This window comes from Pararhodobacter sp. CCB-MM2, from assembly GCF_001691415.1.
Lineage (GTDB): Bacteria > Pseudomonadota > Alphaproteobacteria > Rhodobacterales > Rhodobacteraceae > Pararhodobacter.
The window spans coordinates 429,950-448,463 of sequence record NZ_LRRR01000002.1 but is presented as its reverse complement, the minus strand read 5'-3'; the positions used below and the strand labels follow the sequence as shown (position 1 = coordinate 448,463).

16 protein-coding genes are annotated in these 18,514 nt (G+C 67.6%); 6 read left to right on the top strand and 10 right to left on the bottom strand.

Annotated features, from left to right (window positions below; all coding sequences use genetic code 11):
• Positions 1-28 precede the first annotated feature (28 nt).
• The 5 genes from BCY78_RS04895 to BCY78_RS04875 all read left to right on the top strand — a co-directional run bounded on the left by BCY78_RS04895 (position 29) and on the right by BCY78_RS04875 (position 5,537).
• The gene (locus tag BCY78_RS04895; RefSeq protein ID WP_068298610.1) at positions 29-763 is read left to right on the top strand and encodes an amino acid ABC transporter ATP-binding protein; all 735 of its coding nucleotides are present in this window, start codon (positions 29-31) and stop codon (positions 761-763) included.
• A 33-nt stretch (positions 764-796) separates the two neighbouring features.
• Positions 797-2,272: an aldehyde dehydrogenase gene (locus BCY78_RS04890; RefSeq protein WP_068298607.1), complete on the top strand. Its 1,476-nt coding sequence runs from the start codon at positions 797-799 to the stop codon at positions 2,270-2,272.
• A 79-nt stretch (positions 2,273-2,351) separates the two neighbouring features.
• On the top strand, positions 2,352-3,758 hold the full coding sequence (locus BCY78_RS04885) for an NAD(P)/FAD-dependent oxidoreductase (protein WP_083194822.1): 1,407 nt from the start codon (positions 2,352-2,354) through the stop codon (positions 3,756-3,758).
• Positions 3,755-4,801: a Gfo/Idh/MocA family protein gene (locus tag BCY78_RS04880; RefSeq protein WP_068298603.1), complete on the top strand. Its 1,047-nt coding sequence runs from the start codon at positions 3,755-3,757 to the stop codon at positions 4,799-4,801. Before BCY78_RS04885 ends, BCY78_RS04880 begins: the two co-directional genes overlap by 4 nt.
• 4 nt (positions 4,802-4,805) lie before the next feature.
• A complete protein-coding gene (locus BCY78_RS04875) occupies positions 4,806-5,537 on the top strand; it encodes a GntR family transcriptional regulator (protein WP_199523106.1) in 732 nt (243 codons plus the stop codon).
• A gap of 63 nt (positions 5,538-5,600) precedes the next feature.
• On the opposite strand, the gene BCY78_RS04870 is transcribed toward BCY78_RS04875, so the two are convergent.
• From BCY78_RS04870 to BCY78_RS04850, 5 genes are all read right to left on the bottom strand, one after another.
• Entirely contained in the window at positions 5,601-6,509 is a 909-nt protein-coding gene (locus tag BCY78_RS04870) for a dihydrodipicolinate synthase family protein (RefSeq protein WP_068298600.1), read from the bottom strand.
• Positions 6,510-6,529: 20 nt separating this feature from the next.
• A complete protein-coding gene (locus tag BCY78_RS04865; protein WP_068298599.1) occupies positions 6,530-7,591 on the bottom strand; it encodes a proline racemase family protein in 1,062 nt (353 codons plus the stop codon).
• On the bottom strand, positions 7,591-8,697 hold the full coding sequence (locus BCY78_RS04860) for a mandelate racemase/muconate lactonizing enzyme family protein (RefSeq protein WP_068298597.1): 1,107 nt from the start codon (positions 8,695-8,697) through the stop codon (positions 7,591-7,593). Before BCY78_RS04860 ends, BCY78_RS04865 begins: the two co-directional genes overlap by 1 nt.
• A gap of 23 nt (positions 8,698-8,720) precedes the next feature.
• Complete coding sequence (locus BCY78_RS04855; protein WP_369808691.1) at positions 8,721-10,154, bottom strand: aldehyde dehydrogenase (NADP(+)); 1,434 nt, start codon at positions 10,152-10,154, stop codon at positions 8,721-8,723.
• A 94-nt stretch (positions 10,155-10,248) separates the two neighbouring features.
• Positions 10,249-11,181 carry a dihydrodipicolinate synthase family protein gene (locus tag BCY78_RS04850; RefSeq protein WP_068298692.1) on the bottom strand — a complete coding sequence of 311 codons (933 nt, stop codon included), beginning with the start codon at positions 11,179-11,181 and terminating at the stop codon, positions 10,249-10,251.
• Between the two features lie 262 nt (positions 11,182-11,443).
• Between BCY78_RS04850 and BCY78_RS04845 the strand changes: the two genes are divergently transcribed.
• Positions 11,444-12,661: a D-arabinono-1,4-lactone oxidase gene (locus BCY78_RS04845; protein WP_068298595.1), complete on the top strand. Its 1,218-nt coding sequence runs from the start codon at positions 11,444-11,446 to the stop codon at positions 12,659-12,661.
• Positions 12,662-12,768: 107 nt separating this feature from the next.
• Here BCY78_RS04845 and BCY78_RS04840 read toward each other — a convergent pair whose 3' ends face one another.
• The 5 genes from BCY78_RS04840 to BCY78_RS04820 are packed head-to-tail and all read right to left on the bottom strand — an operon-like array spanning position 12,769 to position 18,513.
• The gene (locus tag BCY78_RS04840) at positions 12,769-13,983 is read right to left on the bottom strand and encodes a pyridoxal phosphate-dependent aminotransferase (RefSeq protein ID WP_068298593.1); all 1,215 of its coding nucleotides are present in this window, start codon (positions 13,981-13,983) and stop codon (positions 12,769-12,771) included.
• Positions 13,984-14,022: 39 nt separating this feature from the next.
• Positions 14,023-14,793: an aspartate dehydrogenase domain-containing protein gene (locus tag BCY78_RS04835; protein ID WP_068298591.1), complete on the bottom strand. Its 771-nt coding sequence runs from the start codon at positions 14,791-14,793 to the stop codon at positions 14,023-14,025.
• A gap of 1 nt (position 14,794) precedes the next feature.
• Positions 14,795-15,400 (bottom strand): hypothetical protein, encoded by a 606-nt coding sequence (locus tag BCY78_RS04830; protein ID WP_068298590.1) that lies wholly within the window; start codon positions 15,398-15,400, stop codon positions 14,795-14,797.
• Positions 15,401-18,244 carry an FAD-dependent oxidoreductase gene (locus BCY78_RS04825; RefSeq protein WP_068298586.1) on the bottom strand — a complete coding sequence of 948 codons (2,844 nt, stop codon included), beginning with the start codon at positions 18,242-18,244 and terminating at the stop codon, positions 15,401-15,403. It lies immediately after the preceding gene.
• Positions 18,241-18,513 (bottom strand): sarcosine oxidase subunit delta, encoded by a 273-nt coding sequence (locus BCY78_RS04820; RefSeq protein WP_068298585.1) that lies wholly within the window; start codon positions 18,511-18,513, stop codon positions 18,241-18,243. Before BCY78_RS04820 ends, BCY78_RS04825 begins: the two co-directional genes overlap by 4 nt.
• Position 18,514: the final 1 nt, after the last annotated feature.

Sequence of the window (18,514 nt, the reverse complement as noted above, 5' to 3'; positions counted from 1 at the left end):
AGATGTTTATCAGAGACAGGCCCGGGCCATCCGCAAGAGTTTCGGCAGTCTCGAAGTGCTCAAGGGCGTCAACCTGACCGTCGATTACGGCAAGGTCTGCTGCATCCTCGGGCCCTCGGGTTCCGGCAAGTCGACCTTCCTGCGCTGCATGAACCATCTGGAGAAAATCGACGGCGGCCTGTTGCGTGTCGGCGGCTCGCTGGTCGGCTACCGCGAGCACGACGGCAAGCTCTACGAGATGCGCCAGAAGGAAGTCGCACGCCAGCGCGCCGATATCGGCATGGTGTTTCAGGGCTTCCACCTGTTCCCGCACATGACCGTGCTGGAGAACATCATCGAGGCGCCGATCGGTATCCGCAAAATGCGCAAAGCCGAGGCCGTCGCCCTGGCGATGGACCTTCTGGCCAAGGTCGGCCTGACGGAAAAGGCGCAGGCCTATCCCGCCACGCTCTCGGGCGGGCAGCAGCAACGCGTCGCCATCGCCCGCGCGCTGGCGATGAAACCGAAGCTCATGCTGTTCGACGAGCCGACCTCCGCGCTCGATCCCGAATTGGTGGGCGAGGTTCTGACGGTGATGCGCGACCTTGCCCGCGAAGGCATGACCATGGTCGTCGTTACCCATGAGATGGGCTTTGCCCGCGACGTCGGCGACCGCGTGGTCTTCATGGATGGCGGTGTCGTCGTCGAGGAAGGCACGCCCGACGAGGTTTTCAACCACACCCGCGAACAGCGCACCCGTGCCTTCCTCGGCAAGGTGAGCTGACGCTTCTGACCTGACCAAACGACCGGATACGACATGACCACCCTCCCTCCCGATCACCGCACCCAGGCCTTCATCGACGGCCAGCTCGTCGATGCCGAAGGCGGCGCCCTGTTCGACACGCCGAACCCCGCCACCGGCAAGACCCTGACCCAGGTTGCGGCCTGCAGCGAGGCGGATGTCGACCGTGCCGTCGCCGCCGCGCGGGCCGCCTTCCGTTCGGGCTGCTGGAGCCGTATCGCACCGGAAGAGCGCAAGGCCGTGATGCTGCGCTTCGCGGATCTGGTGCATGCCCATGCCGAGGAGCTGGCGCTGCTTGACGCCATCGACGCAGGCAAGCCGATCACCGATTGCCGCACTCTCGATCTGCCGGATGTGGAGAACAACATCCGCTGGTATGCCGAGGCGATCGACAAGGTCTATGGCGCGGTCGCGCCCACCGGCGAGGACCATCTGGGCCTGATCCAGCGCGATCCGCTGGGCGTGATCGGTATGGTGCTGCCGTGGAACTTCCCGCTGGGCACGCTGTCGTGGAAGATCGCCCCCGCGCTGGCGGCCGGCAATTCCATCGTAGTGAAGCCGGCGGAACTCGCCTCGCTCTCGACCATCCGCATCGCCGAGCTGGCCGTCGAGGCCGGGATCCCTGCCGGCGTGTTCAACGTCATTCCGGGCTATGGCCATGTCGCTGGAAAGGCGCTGGGGCTGCACCCGGATGTGGACATGATCACCTTCACCGGCTCCACTGCCGTCGGCCGGCAATTCCTGCGCTACGCCGCCGACAGCAACCTAAAGAACGTGGTGCTGGAATGCGGCGGCAAGAGCCCGCAGATCGTCTTCCCCTCGGCCGCGGACCGGCTGGACGAGGTGGCCGACAACCTCGCCGCGGCTGCCTTCTGGAACATGGGTCAGAATTGCACCTGCGGCTCGCGTATCCTTGTCCATGCCTCGCTGGCCGAGGCCTTTACCGCCAAGCTGGTGGAAAAGGCGCAGGGCTGGAAAGTCGCGCAGCCGACCGACGAGACCGCGATGATGGGCCCGCTGATCGAGGCCAAGGCGCTCGAACGCGTGCTGGGCGCCATCGCCACGGCAAAGGCCGAGGGCGCGACCATCGCGCAGGGCGGCCAGCGGCTGTTCGAGGAAACCGGCGGCTGGTTCGTGGAACCCACCGTGATCACCGGCGTCACGCCGCAGATGGAGATCGCCCGCAAGGAGATCTTCGGCCCGGTCGTCGCGGTGATCCCCTTCGACACCGAAGAAGAGGCGATCGCGCTGGCCAATGACAGCGAATACGGCCTCGCCGCGACGGTCTTCTCCAGCGATATCAATCAGGCGATCCGCGTCTCGCGCCGCATTCAGGCCGGGACCGTCGCGGTCAATGCCTATGGCGAGGGCAACATCACGACGCCCTTCGGCGGCTACAAATCCTCGGGCTTCGGCGGCTACGACAAGGGGATCGAGGCCTTCGATCAATACAGCCACAAACGCACCATCTGGATCACTTTGACCCTGTGACCAACCTTCGGCGGGGCGCGCGTTTGCCCCGCCGCCCTGCCCTCCTCCCGGCGCCGCGGCGCCTCTGAAAGTTCGGATCATGAACCAGCAACACCACGAGGTCATCATCATCGGCGGCGGTCCCTCGGGCCTCTCGGCCGCTTGGGAATTGCGCGACCGCGACATCCATATCCTCGAGACCACGCAGCGCCTCGGCGGGCGGCTGTTCTCGGTCTCGAAGGGGGATTACTGGATGAACTTCGGCGGACATCTGTTCCCCGCCGCCGGATCGCATATGCGCAACATCCTGCATTCGATCGGGCTGGAGGTGATCCGCATCCCCGGCAACAAATTCGCCATCGAATGGCGCGGCAAGGTCTACTCGCCCAAATCGGTGTCGATGCTGCCGCTGACCCTGCCGATGTCGCTGGGCGAGCGTATCCAGTTTGCCCGCATCGGCCTGCGCATCCTCGCGGCCGTGAAGAAATGGCAGGCCGAGATGGCCCCGGTCTATGGCGAGAGCAACCAGAAGCGCCGCGCCCGCGTCGCGCGCTTCATGTCGGACATCAGCTTCAAGGATTTCGTCGGCAAGACCTCGCCGCGCATCGAGAAGCTGTTCCAATCCGCCGCCCGCCGCGCCGCCGCCGAAATGGAGGACCAGAACGCCGGTGTCGGCGTGTCGCTGTTCGGCGCAGTCTGGGCCGGCAAGGGCGATTCCATGGCCTTTAACCTCAACGGCGGCTCGGGCCGGTTCGGTGAGGTGATGATGGAGCTGATGGACGGCCGCGTGACCTATGGCGCGACCGTGACTTCGGTGGAGAAGACCGGCGATCTGGTCACCGTGCGCTACCGCGAGGGCGATGAGGAGCGGGTGGCGACGGCCTCGCAGGTGATCGTGGCAATCCCGGCGAACATCGCCAAGACCATCGTGCGCGACATTCCCGACAATGTGCGCAACGTACTCGCCAATGTGCAATACGGCCCCTTCCCGACCATGGGCATCATCACCGATGAAACCGGGCCCATGCCATATGACGACATCTACGCGATCACCACGCCGGATGCGTCCTTCGACATGTTCTTCAACCATGCCAACCCCTTGCGCACCGGCCCGCGCAAGCCGGGCGGCAGCCTGATGGTCTATTCCGGCGGCGCCCCTGCGCGCGAGATGCTGAAGATGACCGACGAGGGGATCCGCGACGCCTATCTGGCCGATGTCTACCGCATGTTCCCGCAGCTGAATGGCCATGTGAAAGAATGCGTCGTCCGCCGCTGGGAGCCGGGCAACACCTACCGTCCGGCCGGGTTCGACTTCGAGCCGATGCTGCAATACAGCGAGCGCAAGGATGTCGATATCCACTTCGCCGGCGACTATTTCGCAGAAATCGGAAATATGGAGATCGCCACCGGCACCGGCCACGAGGCGGCCCGCCGCGCGCGTGTCCGCCTGACCGACTGGCGTCGCCGCAACTCGACCCCGTTCGCGGCCACCGGCACGCAGGGATGATCCGCTACGGCCTGATTGGCACAGGCACGGCCGCCGGCACCCACGCACGGGAGCTGGCGGCGGTTCCGGACGCCCGGCTGGTTGCCGTTCAGGCCCGCGATCCTGCGCGCGCGACAGAGTTTGTCGCGCGCCATGCCGCCCTGCATCCCGGCCTTCGCGTTTGCGAGACCCTGCAGGATCTGGTGGCTGCACCCGATGTGGACGCGGTCATCATCACCACCCCCAACGCCGCCCATCTGGAGCCCGCCCTCGCCGCCGCCGCTGCGGGCAAGCATGTCGTGTTGGAGAAGCCGATCGAGGTGACGCCCGAGCGCGCACAGGCCATCGTTGACGCCTGCGCCGCGGCGGGGGTGCGGCTGTTCCTCGTCTATCAGCGCCGCCACGCCGAGGCGACCGAACGCGCCCGCGCCGATCTGGCCGCCGGGCACTATGGCGATGTGGTGCTGGTCAACATCGTCGACAACGAATACCGCACCCCGGCCTATTACGCCGACAACAGCTGGCGCGGACGGCGTGCGAGCGAGGGGGGCGGCTGCGTCACCACCCAATCGACGCATATGCTCGATCTCGCGCAATATCTTTTGGGGCCGATCACGGCCGTCACCGCCCTGTGCCGCACCCGCTTCCACGCCATCGAGACCGAGGACACCGCCGCCGCCCTCCTGGAATTCGCCAGCGGCGCGATCGGCACGTTCAGCTCCTCGACCGCGGCCTATCCCGGCCAGCGGCACTTGGTCACGATCTCTGGCACCCGCGGCTCGATTGTCTTCAACGCCGAACATGACCAGATCACCCTGCGCTGCACGCAGGACGACGCGGCAAACGACATCACCGCCCTGCCCGACGGGTTCTCGTTCCGCGATCCGGTCGAGCCCCGCGATTACCCGACCCATGCCCATCGTCGCCTGTTGGAAGGGATCACCGCCGAGCTGCTCGGCGGCCCGGTCTCGCCCGCGGCGACGGGTGATCCCATGGCCGCCCTGCGCGTGATCGAGGCACTTTACGCCTCGGCCGCTCAGGGATGCCGCGTTGCGTTAGGATGACGCAATGACCCAATTCGAGAACGCCTATGCGGCGACACACCACATGCTATATGTTACCCACGAGCACAAAGAGGGACAGCGATTGATGCATCCGGCGTTGAAACAGAGCAACCTTCGAGACCAGGCGCTCGAGATCCTGAAACTGCGGTTGATCTCGGGCGATCTGAAGCCGGGCGAGGTGTATTCCGCCGCCTCGCTGGCGAGCGAGCTGGGCGTGTCCAACAGCCCGGTGCGCGAAGCAATGCTCACGTTGGTGAACCAGGGCCTGATGGAATCCGTGCGCAATCGGGGCTTCCGGGTGATCCCGCTCACCGACCGCGAGCTGAACAACCTCTATGAGCTGCGGCTGTTGCTGGAAGTCCCGTCGATGGAGCGTCTGGCCCGCGATCATGCCGAGGCGATCCGCGCCCGCAAGGACGAATTCGCCGCCATCGCGAACCGGATGATCGACTGCGCCCGGACGGCTGATATCGCCGGCTACCTGACTGCCGACCGCGATTTCCACATCACCCTGCTGCAGATCCTCGGCAACGATCAGCTGACAACAATCGTCGAGAATCTGCGCGACCAGTCGCGGCAATATGGCCTGAAAGCCCTGTCGCGCGAAGGGCGCCTCGTCGCATCGGCCGAAGAGCATCTGCCGATCCTCGAAGCGCTTGAGGCCGGCGATGCGGCGCGCACGGAATCGCTGATGAAAAAGCACCTGTCGCATATGGTCGGGCAATGGGCCGGCTGACGCTTTGACAGCGTGACGAAAGCGAAACGCCCCCGCATCGCGGGGGCGTCGTCGTTTGCGGGCTCAGCGACGCGCGGCGCCGGTCAGCAGGGCCGGGTCCATCGCATCGAGCACGGCCTTCAGGCTGGCCTTCTGCGCCTCGGTGTAGCCGGCGACGGGTTTGCGCACCGGACCCACATCGAGACCCAGCATCTCGCAGGCGGCCTTGACCCCGGCGTTGTAATTGGCGCTGCCCATCTGGCGGATCAGCGGATGCATCTGGCGCCACAGATCGACAACTTTCAGATCGTCGCCGGCCTGCGCGGCCTCGTGGATCATCCGCAGGCCGGGCGCCACGAAGTTGGCGATACCCATCACCATGCCCGGCGCCCGCAGCATCATCGATTGCAGCAACAGCACGTCCTCGCCGATCAGGAAGGTGATCTTGTCGGCGTGATCGCCCAAAAGCGCGTTCATCTGGCCGATGTCAGCGCAGGAATCCTTGACGTATTTCACGCTCGGCACTTCGGCGGCGAGCCGCACGAGGAAGTCCGTGTTCAGATGGAAGCCGGTAGCACCAGGGAAGTTATAGGCGCAGAGCGGCAGGCTGGTCGCGGCGGCGATATCGCCGAAATAGGCTAATGCGCGGTCTTCATCGACGGCCTCGTAATACGGCGTCGCCAGCATCAGCACATCGGCGCCCGCGGCTTCAGCGTGTTTCGACAGCGCAATCGCCTCGCGGGTCGAGGTGGCGCCGGTCGAGGCCATGACCGAGACGCGGCCGGCGGTCTGCTCGCAGACGATCTCCACCAGCTTGCGGCGCTCGTCGCCCGAGAGCGTCGAGAATTCCCCGGTGCCGCCGGCGGGGACGAAGCCATGCACGCCGTCTTCGATCGACTGGTCGACCAGTTTGCGCAGCATCGGTTCGTTGATGGTTTCGCCATCCGCCGAGAACGGGGTGACGATGGCGGAAAGGACGCCTTGAAGGGCCATGGGATGCTCCTGAGGAATGGTCAGAGGGGGTCGAAGCCGTCAGCCAGGGCATCGGCCCCGTCGACAGCGATGGTGAGGAAGCCGTTGATGAAGGCCTGCCCGGTCAAAAGCGGGCTGACCAGAAGCCGCGCGCCGTCCTTGGCCAAGCCGCCCGAGGTCACACGGAACCGCGTGCCGATGATGCTCTCGGTGTGCAGCACGGCCTCGGGCGCGAGATAGCCTTCGGTCACCAGCTTGGCATGGAAGGCGCTCGACCCGGTGCCACAGGGCGAGCGGTCGATCACGCCCGGAGGCGCGACGACGACGATCTTGGCATGGTCGGGCGTGGCCGGGTCGTAGTCGTAGAACAGCGCCTGATAGACATCGAGCGCGGCGCCGGTATGCGGATCGACCGGCGCCTCGGCGTTGAAGGCGGCGCTGAGCAGACGGGCGATGCGGGTGATCTCGGTCGCGTTGGATCGATCCAGCGACAGCCCGATCGCCTTGGCATCGACCGACATGTAGTAATCGCCGCCATAGAGCAGCTCGACCGGCATCACCCGGCCGTCCACCTCGCAATCGCGCCGCAGCGCGGTAAAGGATTGGACATTGGCCAGCGTCACCGTCAGCGCGCCGCCGACGGCCTCGCGGGTAATTCGGGCGCCGATCGGGCCGGCGGGCGTGCGGATTCGGATCTGCGCGGCCAGCGGATCGGCGCGCCACAGATCGGGCAGCAGGTCCAGCTCGCCGATCACGGTCGCAAAGCCGATCATGCAATGCCCGCACATCGGCGGGTATGAGCCGGGCTCCAGGATCACCGCGCCGATGTCGCAGCCATCCTCGGTGGTAGCGATGGGCAGGACGGCGCAGGTCAGGCCACCGCCGCGCGGCTCATGCACCAGACGGCGGCGCCATTGGTCGGCATTGTCGCGCAGCCAGAGGCGTGCGGCATCGACGCCGGTGACATCCTCGGGCAGGTCGAGCCCCGAGAGCACGATGCGCGTCGGATTGCCGGCGGTATGGCTGTCGACGGCGATCAGCGGCTGACGGTCGGCACGCGCCAGCCAGTCCAGTGCGGCGGCGGGGAGGGTCACAGGCGTCATCACGCGATCTCCGCCAGCGGCGCGCCGAGGGCGGCCATGTCAATTTCGATCCCCAGACCCGGCGCCTCGGTCACGCGGCCGGTGCCACGCTCGGAGCGGATGCCTTTCGAGGCCACCTTCTCGACCGTCCAGTCGTTGAAGAAGGCCGCGTGCATCAGCGCCTCGGGCCGGGTCGAGGCCGCGACATGGGCGACGGCGGCCGTGGTCACGTCACCCCCCCAGACATCCTCGATGCACATCGAGAAACCCAGATCCTGCGCCATGTTGCGCATCGTCACCGCGCCCGAGATCCCGCCGACCCGCGCCAGCTTGATGTTCAGCGCGCAGGCATTGGCGTCGTATTTCGCGCGGTACAGCTCGGCTGCGTTGGTGACGCTCTCGTCCATCGACAAGGGCAGCCGGGTGTTGCGCTTGACCAGCGCGCAATCGGCCGTGTCGCGGCAGGGCTGTTCGAGGAAGATGTCCATGTCCTCGCACAGGCGCACGGCCTGCATCGCCTGCGGCAGGGTCCAGCCGCCGTTCGAATCCGCCACGATCACCGCCTTGTCGTCGCAGATCGCCAGAACCTCGGTCAGGCGGCGCGCATCGTCATAGGGATCGTTGCCGACCTTCACCTGCCAGCGGTTCACGCCGGTCTCGCGCCGGGTCTGCACGAACTCGGCCATCGCCTCGGGATCGGCCAGCGGCACGGCCTCGTAGAGCGGGAAATCGGGCTGGGCGATGCCGCCGATCATCCGGGCAATCGGCAGGCCGGCCTTCTTGCCGAGGATGTCCCAGCAGGCGATGTCGATGGCACTTTTCGCGGCGTTCTGCTCCAGCAGGATCGAGGCCATGATCCGGTGGATCACCGCGAGGTTGGTCGCATCCTGCCCGATCAGTGCGGGCGCCATGACGCGGATGCCCTCGCGCGTGGCCTCGGTGAAGGCGGGCAGATAGGTCCCGGCGAGGGTGCTGCTCTCGCCCCAGCCCTCCAGCCCGTCGGCGGTGCGGATCCGCACCAGCGTCGATTGCTGCTGCGTCGCGGTGCGGCCCTTCGACATGGCATATTCGCCATGGGCATAGGTCAGCCCGTAGCCGTAGATTTCGATCGAGGTGATGGGTGACATGGCCTTGGTCCTGAGAGGGCGGTTCAGCGAAGCTCGGCCGGCAGCAGGGCCGCCGGGATATCCTGGAAGCACAGGGGCCGCAGGAAACGACGAATGGCAAGGGTGCCGACCGAGGTCGCGCCGAAATTCGTCGAGGCCGGGTGAGGCCCGCCATGCACCATGGCGTCGCAGACCTCGACCCCTGTGGGGAAGCCGTTGGCCAGAAGCCGCCCGGCCTTGCGCGACAGGATCCGCAGCAGGGGCGCGGCCTCGGCATGGTCAGCGTCATCGAGATGCAGCGTCGCGGTCAGCTGGCCCTGCAGGCCACGGGCGATCGACAGCATCTGCGCGGCGTCCTCGGCGATGACCAGAAGGCCGGCGGGGCCGAAGATCTCCTCGGCCAGATGCGGCTCTGACAGGAAGGTCTCGCCGTCGACGCGGGCGAGGTTCGGCAGCGCCTCGCGCCCTGATTGGTCGTTGCGCAGCAGCGCCTCGACCCCCGCCATGCCGTCCAGCGCGTCCAGCCCCTTGCGATAGGCGGCGGCGATGCCGTCTGTGAGCATGGTTTGGCCAGGGACACGGCTCAGGGCCAGTGAGGCGGTGCGGGCAAAGGTCTCGGCGGCCGCACCGGCGGGCAAGATCGCGATACCGGGGTTGGTGCAGAACTGCCCCGCCCCCATCGTCAGCGAGGCGGCCCAGCCCTGCGCGATGGCCTCTCCGCGCGCGGCGAGCGCCTCAGGCAGCACAAACATCGGGTTCACCGCGCCGAGTTCGCCGAAGAAGGGAATGGGCTCGGGCCGCGCGGCGCAGAGGTCGAACAGCGCCTTGCCGCCGGCCAAGGAGCCGGTGAAGCCCACGGCCCTGATCAGCGGATGCTGGACGAGCGCGGTGCCGGCGGCGCGGTCCTGCGCGCGGATCAGGCTGAACACGCCGCGCGGCGCGCCGGTCCGGGCGATGGCCGCATCGATGGCGGCGGCGACGCGCTGGCTGGTCAGCGGATGCGCGCTGTGTTCCTTGACCACGACCGGGCAACCCGCCGCCAGCGCCGAGGCCGTGTCCCCGCCCGCGACCGAGAAGGCCAACGGGAAGTTCGAGGCACCGAACACCGCCACAGGGCCGATCGCCACCTGCATCAGACGCAGATCCGGGCGCGGCGCAGGCTTGCGGTCAGGCAGCGCGGGATCGTGGCGCAGATCCAGATGGCGACCGGCCCGGACATGATCCGCGAACAGGCGCAGCTGGCCGGTGGTCCGCCCCAGCTCGCCGGTGATGCGCGCCTCGGGCAGGCCGCTCTCGGCGACGGCGGCGGCGATGATCGCCGGGCCGCGCGCGGTCATCTCGTCGGCGATCGCTTCCAGCAGCGCGGCACGCTCGGCGCCGGGCAGCGCCGAGAAGGCGTCGAACGCGGCCTCGGCCGCCTCGGCGGCGAGGGCCACGGCCCGGGTCGAGTCCGGCTCGGTCACCAGCTGGCCAGCGATATGGTGGTCTTTGTGCAGCGCGTCGGTCACGGGAGAAGTCCTGCGGTCAGTCAGAAAGGAGCCGGGGCGCGCGAGACCGCCCCGGCGGGTCGGCTCAACGGTCCCAGTCGGCGTACCACGCCTTGAACAGGTCGAACTGGGTCTTGGCATAGGCGGCCTGCGAGACGGTCAGCGCATCGGTCTCGTTGAAATGCAGCGCGTATTCGGCGTCGCCACCCAGCACCATCAGGTACTTGTAGTACAGCACCAGATCGACGCCCTCGTCGAAGCGCGACAGCATGTCGAGGGCGCTTTCCAGCTCCAGCGCGCGGCGGCGAGCCTCTGCGTCACCCTTGGCGGCGGCTTCGCACAGCGCGACCAGTTTCAGCACTTCCTTCGGCAGCGCGTTGCCGATGCCGGTGATCGCACCGCCGGCGCCGCAATTGACGAAGCCATGGAACACCGTGGTATCGACGCCGACCATCAGCGTCAGTTCCTTATGCCCCGAGGTGATTGCCTCGGCCGCGTAGGTCAGATCGTCCTTGCCGCCGAATTCCTTGAAACCGATCAGGTTGGAGAAATCCTTGCGCAGGTCGAAAAACAGGTCGGCACGGGTGGCGAAGCCGTAATACGGGCTGTTGTAAATCACCGCCGGAATGTCGCCCGCCGCCTCGAGGATCGCCGCGAAATGCGCGCGCTGCGCCGCGACCGAGGTGCCGCGCGACAGGACGCGCGGGATCACCATGAGGCCCTGCGCCCCGACCTCACGGGCATGGGCGGCAAGGCGGACGGCCGATTTGGTGTTGATCGCGCCGGTGCCGACGATGGTGGGCACACCGGCCTCGACCAGCGCCGCGACGCCGGCCATGCGGTCCTCGTCGGACAGAAGCGGCCAGTCGCCCATCGAGCCGCAATAGACCACCGCGGACATGCCGGCGTCGATCAGTTCGCGTCCTTTGCGGGCCAATGCGGCGATGTCGGGGCTGCGGTCGGGGCGGCAGGGGGTCATCAGGGCGGGGATGCAACCGCTGAAGATGGTGGAGCTCATCATAATCCTCTCAATGCCCTCCGGTGCCGTGCGACCGCGGGAGGAGCGGCTCTGCGCCAACGGCGCCGGGGGTCTTTCGCCTATCGACGATATGTAATCGATAACCGAGCACCTGAAACCTGTCTAGCGGCAAAAGGGCTCCGGTGACAATATCATACTATAACATGTGATATACTACCCGTTGACGGTATCCGATGACATTGCATATTGGGGGAAATCCCTCGGCTGCTTCTGCTGCGGCCCTGCGCAAAGGACATGCCCGATGCCTTCAAGCTGGACGAACTGGGGCCGTAACCAGCGGTTCACCCCCGCCGCAATTTTCCGCCCGCTCACTGAAGACGATGCCATCGCGCGAATCGGCGAAGCCTTGCGCGCCGGGCAGCGGGTGCGGGTGGCCGGCAGCGGTCATTCCTTCACGCCGGTGGTGGAAACCGACGGGCTGCTTGTGGATCTCTCGGCGCTGACCGGGGTGATCTCGGTCGATGCGGCGCAGCGGCAGGCCGTGGTCCGTGCGGGATCGACCATCGCGTCGCTGGGCGAGCCGCTTTGGAACGCCGGCCTGTCGATCGCCAATCAAGGTGATGTGGACGTACAGTCAATCGCCGGCGCGGTGGCAACGGGAACCAAGGGATCGGGCTTGGCGTTCGGTTCGCTGTCCTCGGCGGTGACCTCGATGCGGTTGATCGACGGGCGGGGCGAGGTCGTGGACATCGACGCCTCGGACCCCGAGGCGCTGGCCGCGGCGCAGGTCTCGGTCGGCATGCTGGGTGTGGCCCTGCGGATCGGGCTGCAACTGGTCCCGGCCTATGGCCTGCGCGAGGAGAATTGCGCGCTGCCGATGGCCGAGGTATTCGAGCGTTGGGATGATCTGCTCCGCGATTATCGTCATTTCTCGTTCTGGTGGATGCCCACCGACCGCTCGGCCGCGATGTATGCGCTTGGCGACGTGCCTGCCGATCATTGCTTCGTCAAACTGCTGCGCGAAGTCCCGCCCGAGGCGATTCCGGCCCGACCCGGCCCCCTGAACGCCCGCACCGACCGCGCCTACCGGATCTATCCCGACGGCACGACCGACGCCGAGTTCCACGAGCTCGAATACATGGTCCCAGCCTCTCGCGCGCGTGAGGCGGTGCTCGCGCTGCAAAGCCTGATGCTGACCCGGTTCCCGCATGAGATTTCGCCGCTGCAGGTCCGCTGGCAAAAGGGTGACAGCGCCTTCCTCTCGGCGCAGTCGGGCCGGGACAGCGTATCGCTGTCCGTCTCGGGCGTCATCGGCGAGGCGTATGAGCCCTTCCTGCGTGCCGTCGATACCCTGCTGGCAGAGTTCGACGCCCGTCCGCACTGGGGCAAGTTGCACTTTCTCACGCCCGAGAGCTTCCGTCGCGCCTATCCCGACGCCGCAAGGTTCGAGGCAGTGCGCCGACGTTTCGATCCCGAGGATCGGTTTCTGAATTCGCACCTCAAAGCGCTTCTTGCTTGAGTTGGCGGAAAATCTATTTTGCGCCGGTTCAGCAATCGACGGCACAAGAATAGAATGCCCCCTCCGAACATCTTCGGCGGGGGCGTGTTACGTCACAATCAACCAGATCAAGCGCGGTAGCGGTCGACCATTGCGGCAATCCGCTCGACCGCCGCGACCGCCGCAGCATGATCCTGCGAGAAGTTGAGGCGGATTCCCCGGTCTTCATGCGGGCTGAATTCGGTGCCCGGCGTCACGGTCACACCCGCCTGTTCGCGCAGGGCGCGGATGAAATCGAGCGGCGACAGGGTCAGCTCCGGCAGCTGCGGGAACAGGTAGCTGCCGGCCTCGGGCACACGCAGGGTGCAGCCTTGGATGCGGCGGAAGCGCGCGACCAGATCGTCGCGGATCGCCTGATGCGCGGCGATGCGGGCGTCCATCCAGCCCTCGGGCTCGGCGAACCAGGTCGCCAGCACGGCCTGCGAATAGCCCGCAGCGCGCAGGGAGACGATCGCCTGCAGCTTCTCCATGCGCGCGATCACCGCCGGCGCCCCGAAGGCCACGCCCAGCCGGTAGCCGCTCAACGATTCCGTCTTGGACGGGCCCATGATGGTGATGACGTTGTCGGGCGACATCAGCCCCGAGGCGCGCAGATGGGTATAGGTCGAGCCAGTGTAGAGCAGCCGCGAATACAGCTGATCCACCACCACCGTCGCACCGTAGCGGTCGGCCAGCGCGGCGATCTGGGCGATCTCGTCCGCGGAATAGACCAAGCCGCAGGGGTTGTTGGGGTTCGAGAACAGGAACACCCGCGCCCCGTCCCGGAAGGCGGCCTCCAGCTCGGCCAGATCCAGCCCGGCGCCGGTCTCGGTCTCGCGGTAGCGCAGCTGCACCGGGATCATCCGCCCCTCGAGGAACTCGACGATCTTGCGGTTGGCGAAATAGTCGGGCTGCACGATGGCAACCCTGTCGCCCGCCGCGACCAGCGCCCCGAGCGCGAGGAACAGGGCGCCCTGCGTACCGGGGGTGACGATCAGCCCGTCGGTACCGTCGACCGGCGCGCCGGTGAAGGCGGCAAGGCGCTCGGCCACCTGCGCGCGCAGCGCGGCGCCGCCGCGGTATTCGGTATAGGCCTGCGACCCGCCCCGTGCGACGCCATCGAGATAGGCCTCGCGCGAGCCGGGGGTGGGCTCGTGCGCATCCACATCCCCATGCGAGAAATCGACGGGCGTGCCCGGCAAGTCGTCGCCGATCTTGCAGTCGCCACCCGAGCGCGCCTGACGGGTCTCCTGCCCGGGGGCATGATCCGTCGCCAACCGCTTGAACTTGTCCTCAACGCTCATTGTCTGTCCTGTCTGTTGTCTGTTCCGGGGCGGACGCGCTCAGGCGACCACCACCCCTGCCCCGCCGAGAATGCGCCGCACGGTGCCCGCGGCCGAGCGCGGTGTATAGGCCCCCGTCACCCCGCCCAAGGATCGCGAGGTGATGCCCAGATCCCAGGCAAGCCCCTGCCCCGTGACCTCGATCCGGTGTTTCATGTCCACCAGTCCGGGCACCGCGACGATCCGGCTGATCGTGCGGTCAAAGCCCAGCCCCGCCAGCGCGATCGCCGCATGGACGTTCACATTGCGCGGGAAGCGGTGGCAGGCGTCACGGGTCGGGCCGTCGAAGATCGCGCCTTCGGTGTCAGGGTCGATGCCGAGGCTCTTGCCGCTTTTCGTCGTGGTGATCGTCACGCTGTCGATCAGGCCCTGCCCGTCGCCCAGCCCGTCGAGCCCCAGCACCGCGCCATGCGGGACATAGAAGCGGCGGCCGTGGGTCAGCGCGGCCTCGCGCACGGCGTCTTCGGTGGCGCGGTCGGCCAGCGCGGTGCTGGAGAAGCCGCAGAAATCGCCGTGGCGCAGGAAATCCGGCGCGAGACGCTGCACGGTGTCGGCCATCGCCGCCTCGACCACCAGATCCGCGCCACGCTCCAGCGCCACGGCCTCGTCGGCGATGACGCAACCCTCGGGCAGGCCGAGGTCGGCATGGGCCGAGGGGTCGCGGACCAGAACGAAGGCGATCTCGACCCCCGGCAGCGATTGCAGCTCCTTCAGGATGGTCCGGCCGATGGTCCCGGCCCCGATCAGGCCGACGCGTTTCATGGTATTCATGTCACTCCTCCCGGCCGGCCGAGACCCGCCCCTGTCTGTGGCCGGGCAGGACCGCGGCCAGAAAGTCGGCAGCATAATGGGACGAGGCCACGTCGAAGAACAGATCCACCGAGGCCCCGTCGCGCAGCATCACCACGTCCATATGGAGCGCCCGAGTCTGCAACACGCCGTCCGCCGGGAAGGCCGCGTCGCGGGTGTCGGCCGCCGTCAGCAGCGGCAGCACAGCCTCCAGCCCGGTGACGCGCAGCCAGGCCCAACCTTCATCGCGCCAGGCGTCGAAGCCCTTCGCGCACTCGGCCTGCGCCCAGTCGCGGCGCAGGTTGGCGAGGGGCGTCGCGTCGCTGGTCGCCGGCAACACCAGCACCTCGTCGCTACCCAGCCGGGCGATGCGCAGGCCCTGCGTGGTGGTGGTCCGGTTGACCTCGGGCAGCGCGAGGCCGCGGGCGGTCAGCCAATCCCCGGTGCCCGGCCCGCGCAGACCGAAACGGGGCTGCGCGGACAGGTCCAGAAACAGGTCGCCGGGCGTGGCCGGATCGATCAGAGGCAGAAACGCCAGCGGCCAGTGACGCGCCGCCGCGACGGGAAGGGATGCGAGAGCAGCGGACATTCAAAGCTCCTGACGGGTGTTTTCGGGATCGTAGAACGGCAGCGGGACCACCTTGGCCTCGACCTCGCCGCCGGTGAAACGACGCAGGCGCAGGCTCTGGCCCGGCACCGCATCCTCGGGCGCGGCATAGGCCATGCCGATCCAGCGGTCCAAGGTCAGCGAGAAGCCGAACGAGGTGACATGCCCGACCGGCTGGCCGCCCTTCATCACCAGCGCGGATTCGCCCAGATCGCTGCGGTCAGGCAGGGTGAAACCGCACAGCTTGCGCGCCTGACCGATCGCGCGGCGCATCGCCACCGCCTGCCGGCCGACGTAGAACGGCTTCTTGCCGGACAACGCCCAGCTCATGCCAAGCTCATCGGGCGTGGTCAGCGCATCGGTGTCCTGCCCGATGATGATATGCCCCTTCTCCAGCCGCAGGATGCGCGAGGCTTCCAGCCCATAGGGCGTGGCCCCGGCCGCGCGCAAAGCACGCCACAGTGCGACGGTCTGCGATTGCGGCGCGTGGATCTCGTAGCTGAGCTCGCCCGTGAAACCGATGCGCATGATCCGCACCGGCACCCCGGCCAGATGACCGGTCCGGCCATCGAGGAAGCCGAAGCCCTCGCGCGACAGGTCGACATCGCCTGCGAGGCGCTCCAGCACAGCGCGGGTCTGCGGGCCGGTGACGTTGATCGCCCCGAAGGTCGGCGTGACGTTCTGGATATCGACGCGCAGGCCCCAGATCGTCTTCTTCAGCATCATCTCGGCAAAGACACGCTCGACCGCGCCGGTGGTGGCGGTGACGTAGAAATGCTCGGGCGCGATGCGATAGGCCACCCCGTCGTCGAGGATCGAGCCCATCTCGTTGAGCGCGAGACAATAGCGCACGCGGCCGACCGGCTGTTTGGCATGGGCCATGGTGTAGAAACGGTCGAGGAACTCCGCCGCATCCGGCCCGCGCAGGTCGAGCTTGCCCAGGGTCGAGACATCGAGCATCGCCGCGCCTTCGCGCACGAGCCGGATCTCGCGGGTCACGCCCTCGGCCACGCTTTCGTTGCCGCGGTAGAGGAACGGCCGCCACCAGGCGCCCACCGGCTGCATCTTGGCGCCGGCGGACAGATGTTCGCCATGCAGGGGCGTGTGGCGCTCGCGCTCGGGCGTGGTGTCGGCGAGAAGGCCCAGCTTTTCCGGCCCGAACGGCGGGCGCGAGGTGGTGACGCCAACCTCGCCCAAGGTGCGCCCGGTCTGCCCCGCCACCAGCCGCGCCGTCGCCAGCGCCGAATGGCGCCCCTGCGAGGGCCCCATGCCGACGGTGGAATAGCGTTTGACCAGCTCCAGCTCGCGGTAGCCGTCGGCGACCGCGTTGACGATGTCCTTGGCCTGCAGATCCTCGTCGAAATCGACGAAGTCGCGGCCCTGCTTGTGCGGCACCAGCCGGGGCGCGCGCCGCCAGCCGGGCACGGCGGCGGGGGTTTCATCCGCGGCCCCGGTCACGGCCCGCAGACCCGCCTGCGCGCCGCTGTCGATCACCGCGGAAAGATTGCTGAGACCCTGCGCCGCCCCGCAGACATGCACATGCGCGGGAAGGCCGGTCAGGGCAAAGGTCAGACCCTCGGCATCCGAGGTCAGTTTCGCCCCGGCATGCAGCGCCAGCTGGTAGCCCGGCGTATAGCCGCCCGCCACCGCGACCAGATCGCAGGCCTCGTGCCGAATCGTGCCCGAACCCTCGCGGATCGTCACCCTGTCGACATGCAGCCCGCCCCGGGCGCTCTCGATCGTGGCGCCCCGCAGGACCGGAATGCGGCGGCGCTGGCATTCGGCGTTGAAGCCGTCGCCATCGCGCCCCTCGGGATCGACGATCAATGCGACTTCGACGCCCGCGTCCTGCAGGTCGAAGGCGGTCAGGTAGCCATCCCGATGCGCGGCCAAAACCACGGCGCGGCGGCCGGGGCGCACGGCATAATGGCGCATCAGACGTTGGGCGGCCGAGGACAGCATCACCCCCGGCAGGTCGTTGTTGCGGAAGATCGCCGGCTGCTCATGCGCGCCGGTGGCGATCACCAGATCCCGCGCACGGACGCGGATCAGCGTGTCACCCTGCAGGATCGGCAGCCAATTGTCCTCGAACCGACCGTTGCAGGTGGCACCGAGCAGGCACTCGATGTTCGGATCGGCCAGCACGCGGGCGCGCAGATCTTGAAGCTGGGCCTCGGCCTCCGTGCGGTCGATGTCGAAACGTGCATAGGTCAGCGCGCCGCCGAGTTCCGGCTCGCGTTCGACCAGCATCACCTGCGCGCCTTTGGCCGAGGCCGCCAGCGCCGCCGACAGACCCGAGGGCCCGGCCCCGACCACCATCACGTCGCAATGGCGGGTCGCCTTGTGATAGGTCCGCGGCGTCGGATCGAGGCTTACCACCCCAAGACCAGCCGAGCGGCGGATGATCGGCTCCCACAGCTTTTCCCACGAGCCGCGGGTCGGGCCGAAGAAGGTGCGGTAATAGAAGCCGACCGGCAGGAAGCGCCCGAGATGGTCGATGATCCGGCCCGAATCGCGCTTGAGGCTGCCCAGAACATTGACCGGCGAGACCTCCAGCCCCTCGGCGGCGGGGCGCAGATCGGCGCGGACATTGGGCTCGTCGCCCACCTGCACCAGCGTATTGGCATCCTGCCCCGCCATCGTCATCACGCCGCGCGGGCGATGATATTTGAACGAACGCGACAGCACCCATTCGCCCTGCGCCGCCAGCGCGCTCGCCAGCGTGTCGCCGGGATGGGCGGCAATGGCGCGGCCCTCGAAGCGGAAGTCGAAGCGGCGGCTGCGGTCGATGCGGCTGCCCCAGCCGGAACCCAGACGGTCGGTCATTGCGCGGCCCCCGCGGTGCTGTCGGTCCCGGCATTGTGGAAATAAGTGCGCAGGATCTCGTTGGTGGTCAGGTGCCGTTCGGCGATGAAGACGGTGTTGGTGGGGGTGTGCCGCCACCATTCTCGCAGCACGCCCAAGAGGTTGGGCGCGAAGAACAGGCGTTCCACCAGCGCGCCGCCCTGCGGGTCGTCGTCCGGCTGCACCGCGCCGAGCCATTGGAATTCCGCGATGCTGCGGGGCCCGTTCATCGGGCAGGTCATCAGTTTCATG

Coding starts and splice junctions, on each gene's coding strand:
- BCY78_RS04870 (WP_068298600.1), bottom strand. CDS start 6,509: ATGGCCCTTCAAGGCGTCCTTTCCGCCATCGTCACCCCGTTCTCGGCG.
- BCY78_RS04830 (WP_068298590.1), bottom strand. CDS start 15,400: ATGTCCGCTGCTCTCGCATCCCTTCCCGTCGCGGCGGCGCGTCACTGG.
- BCY78_RS04850 (WP_068298692.1), bottom strand. CDS start 11,181: ATGAGCTCCACCATCTTCAGCGGTTGCATCCCCGCCCTGATGACCCCC.
- BCY78_RS04835 (WP_068298591.1), bottom strand. CDS start 14,793: ATGAATACCATGAAACGCGTCGGCCTGATCGGGGCCGGGACCATCGGC.
- BCY78_RS04885 (WP_083194822.1), top strand. CDS start 2,352: ATGAACCAGCAACACCACGAGGTCATCATCATCGGCGGCGGTCCCTCG.
- BCY78_RS04880 (WP_068298603.1), top strand. CDS start 3,755: ATGATCCGCTACGGCCTGATTGGCACAGGCACGGCCGCCGGCACCCAC.
- BCY78_RS04890 (WP_068298607.1), top strand. CDS start 797: ATGACCACCCTCCCTCCCGATCACCGCACCCAGGCCTTCATCGACGGC.
- BCY78_RS04820 (WP_068298585.1), bottom strand. CDS start 18,513: ATGAAACTGATGACCTGCCCGATGAACGGGCCCCGCAGCATCGCGGAA.
- BCY78_RS04840 (WP_068298593.1), bottom strand. CDS start 13,983: ATGAGCGTTGAGGACAAGTTCAAGCGGTTGGCGACGGATCATGCCCCC.
- BCY78_RS04875 (WP_199523106.1), top strand. CDS start 4,806: ATGACCCAATTCGAGAACGCCTATGCGGCGACACACCACATGCTATAT.
- BCY78_RS04860 (WP_068298597.1), bottom strand. CDS start 8,697: ATGTCACCCATCACCTCGATCGAAATCTACGGCTACGGGCTGACCTAT.
- BCY78_RS04845 (WP_068298595.1), top strand. CDS start 11,444: ATGCCTTCAAGCTGGACGAACTGGGGCCGTAACCAGCGGTTCACCCCC.
- BCY78_RS04865 (WP_068298599.1), bottom strand. CDS start 7,591: ATGACGCCTGTGACCCTCCCCGCCGCCGCACTGGACTGGCTGGCGCGT.
- BCY78_RS04825 (WP_068298586.1), bottom strand. CDS start 18,244: ATGACCGACCGTCTGGGTTCCGGCTGGGGCAGCCGCATCGACCGCAGC.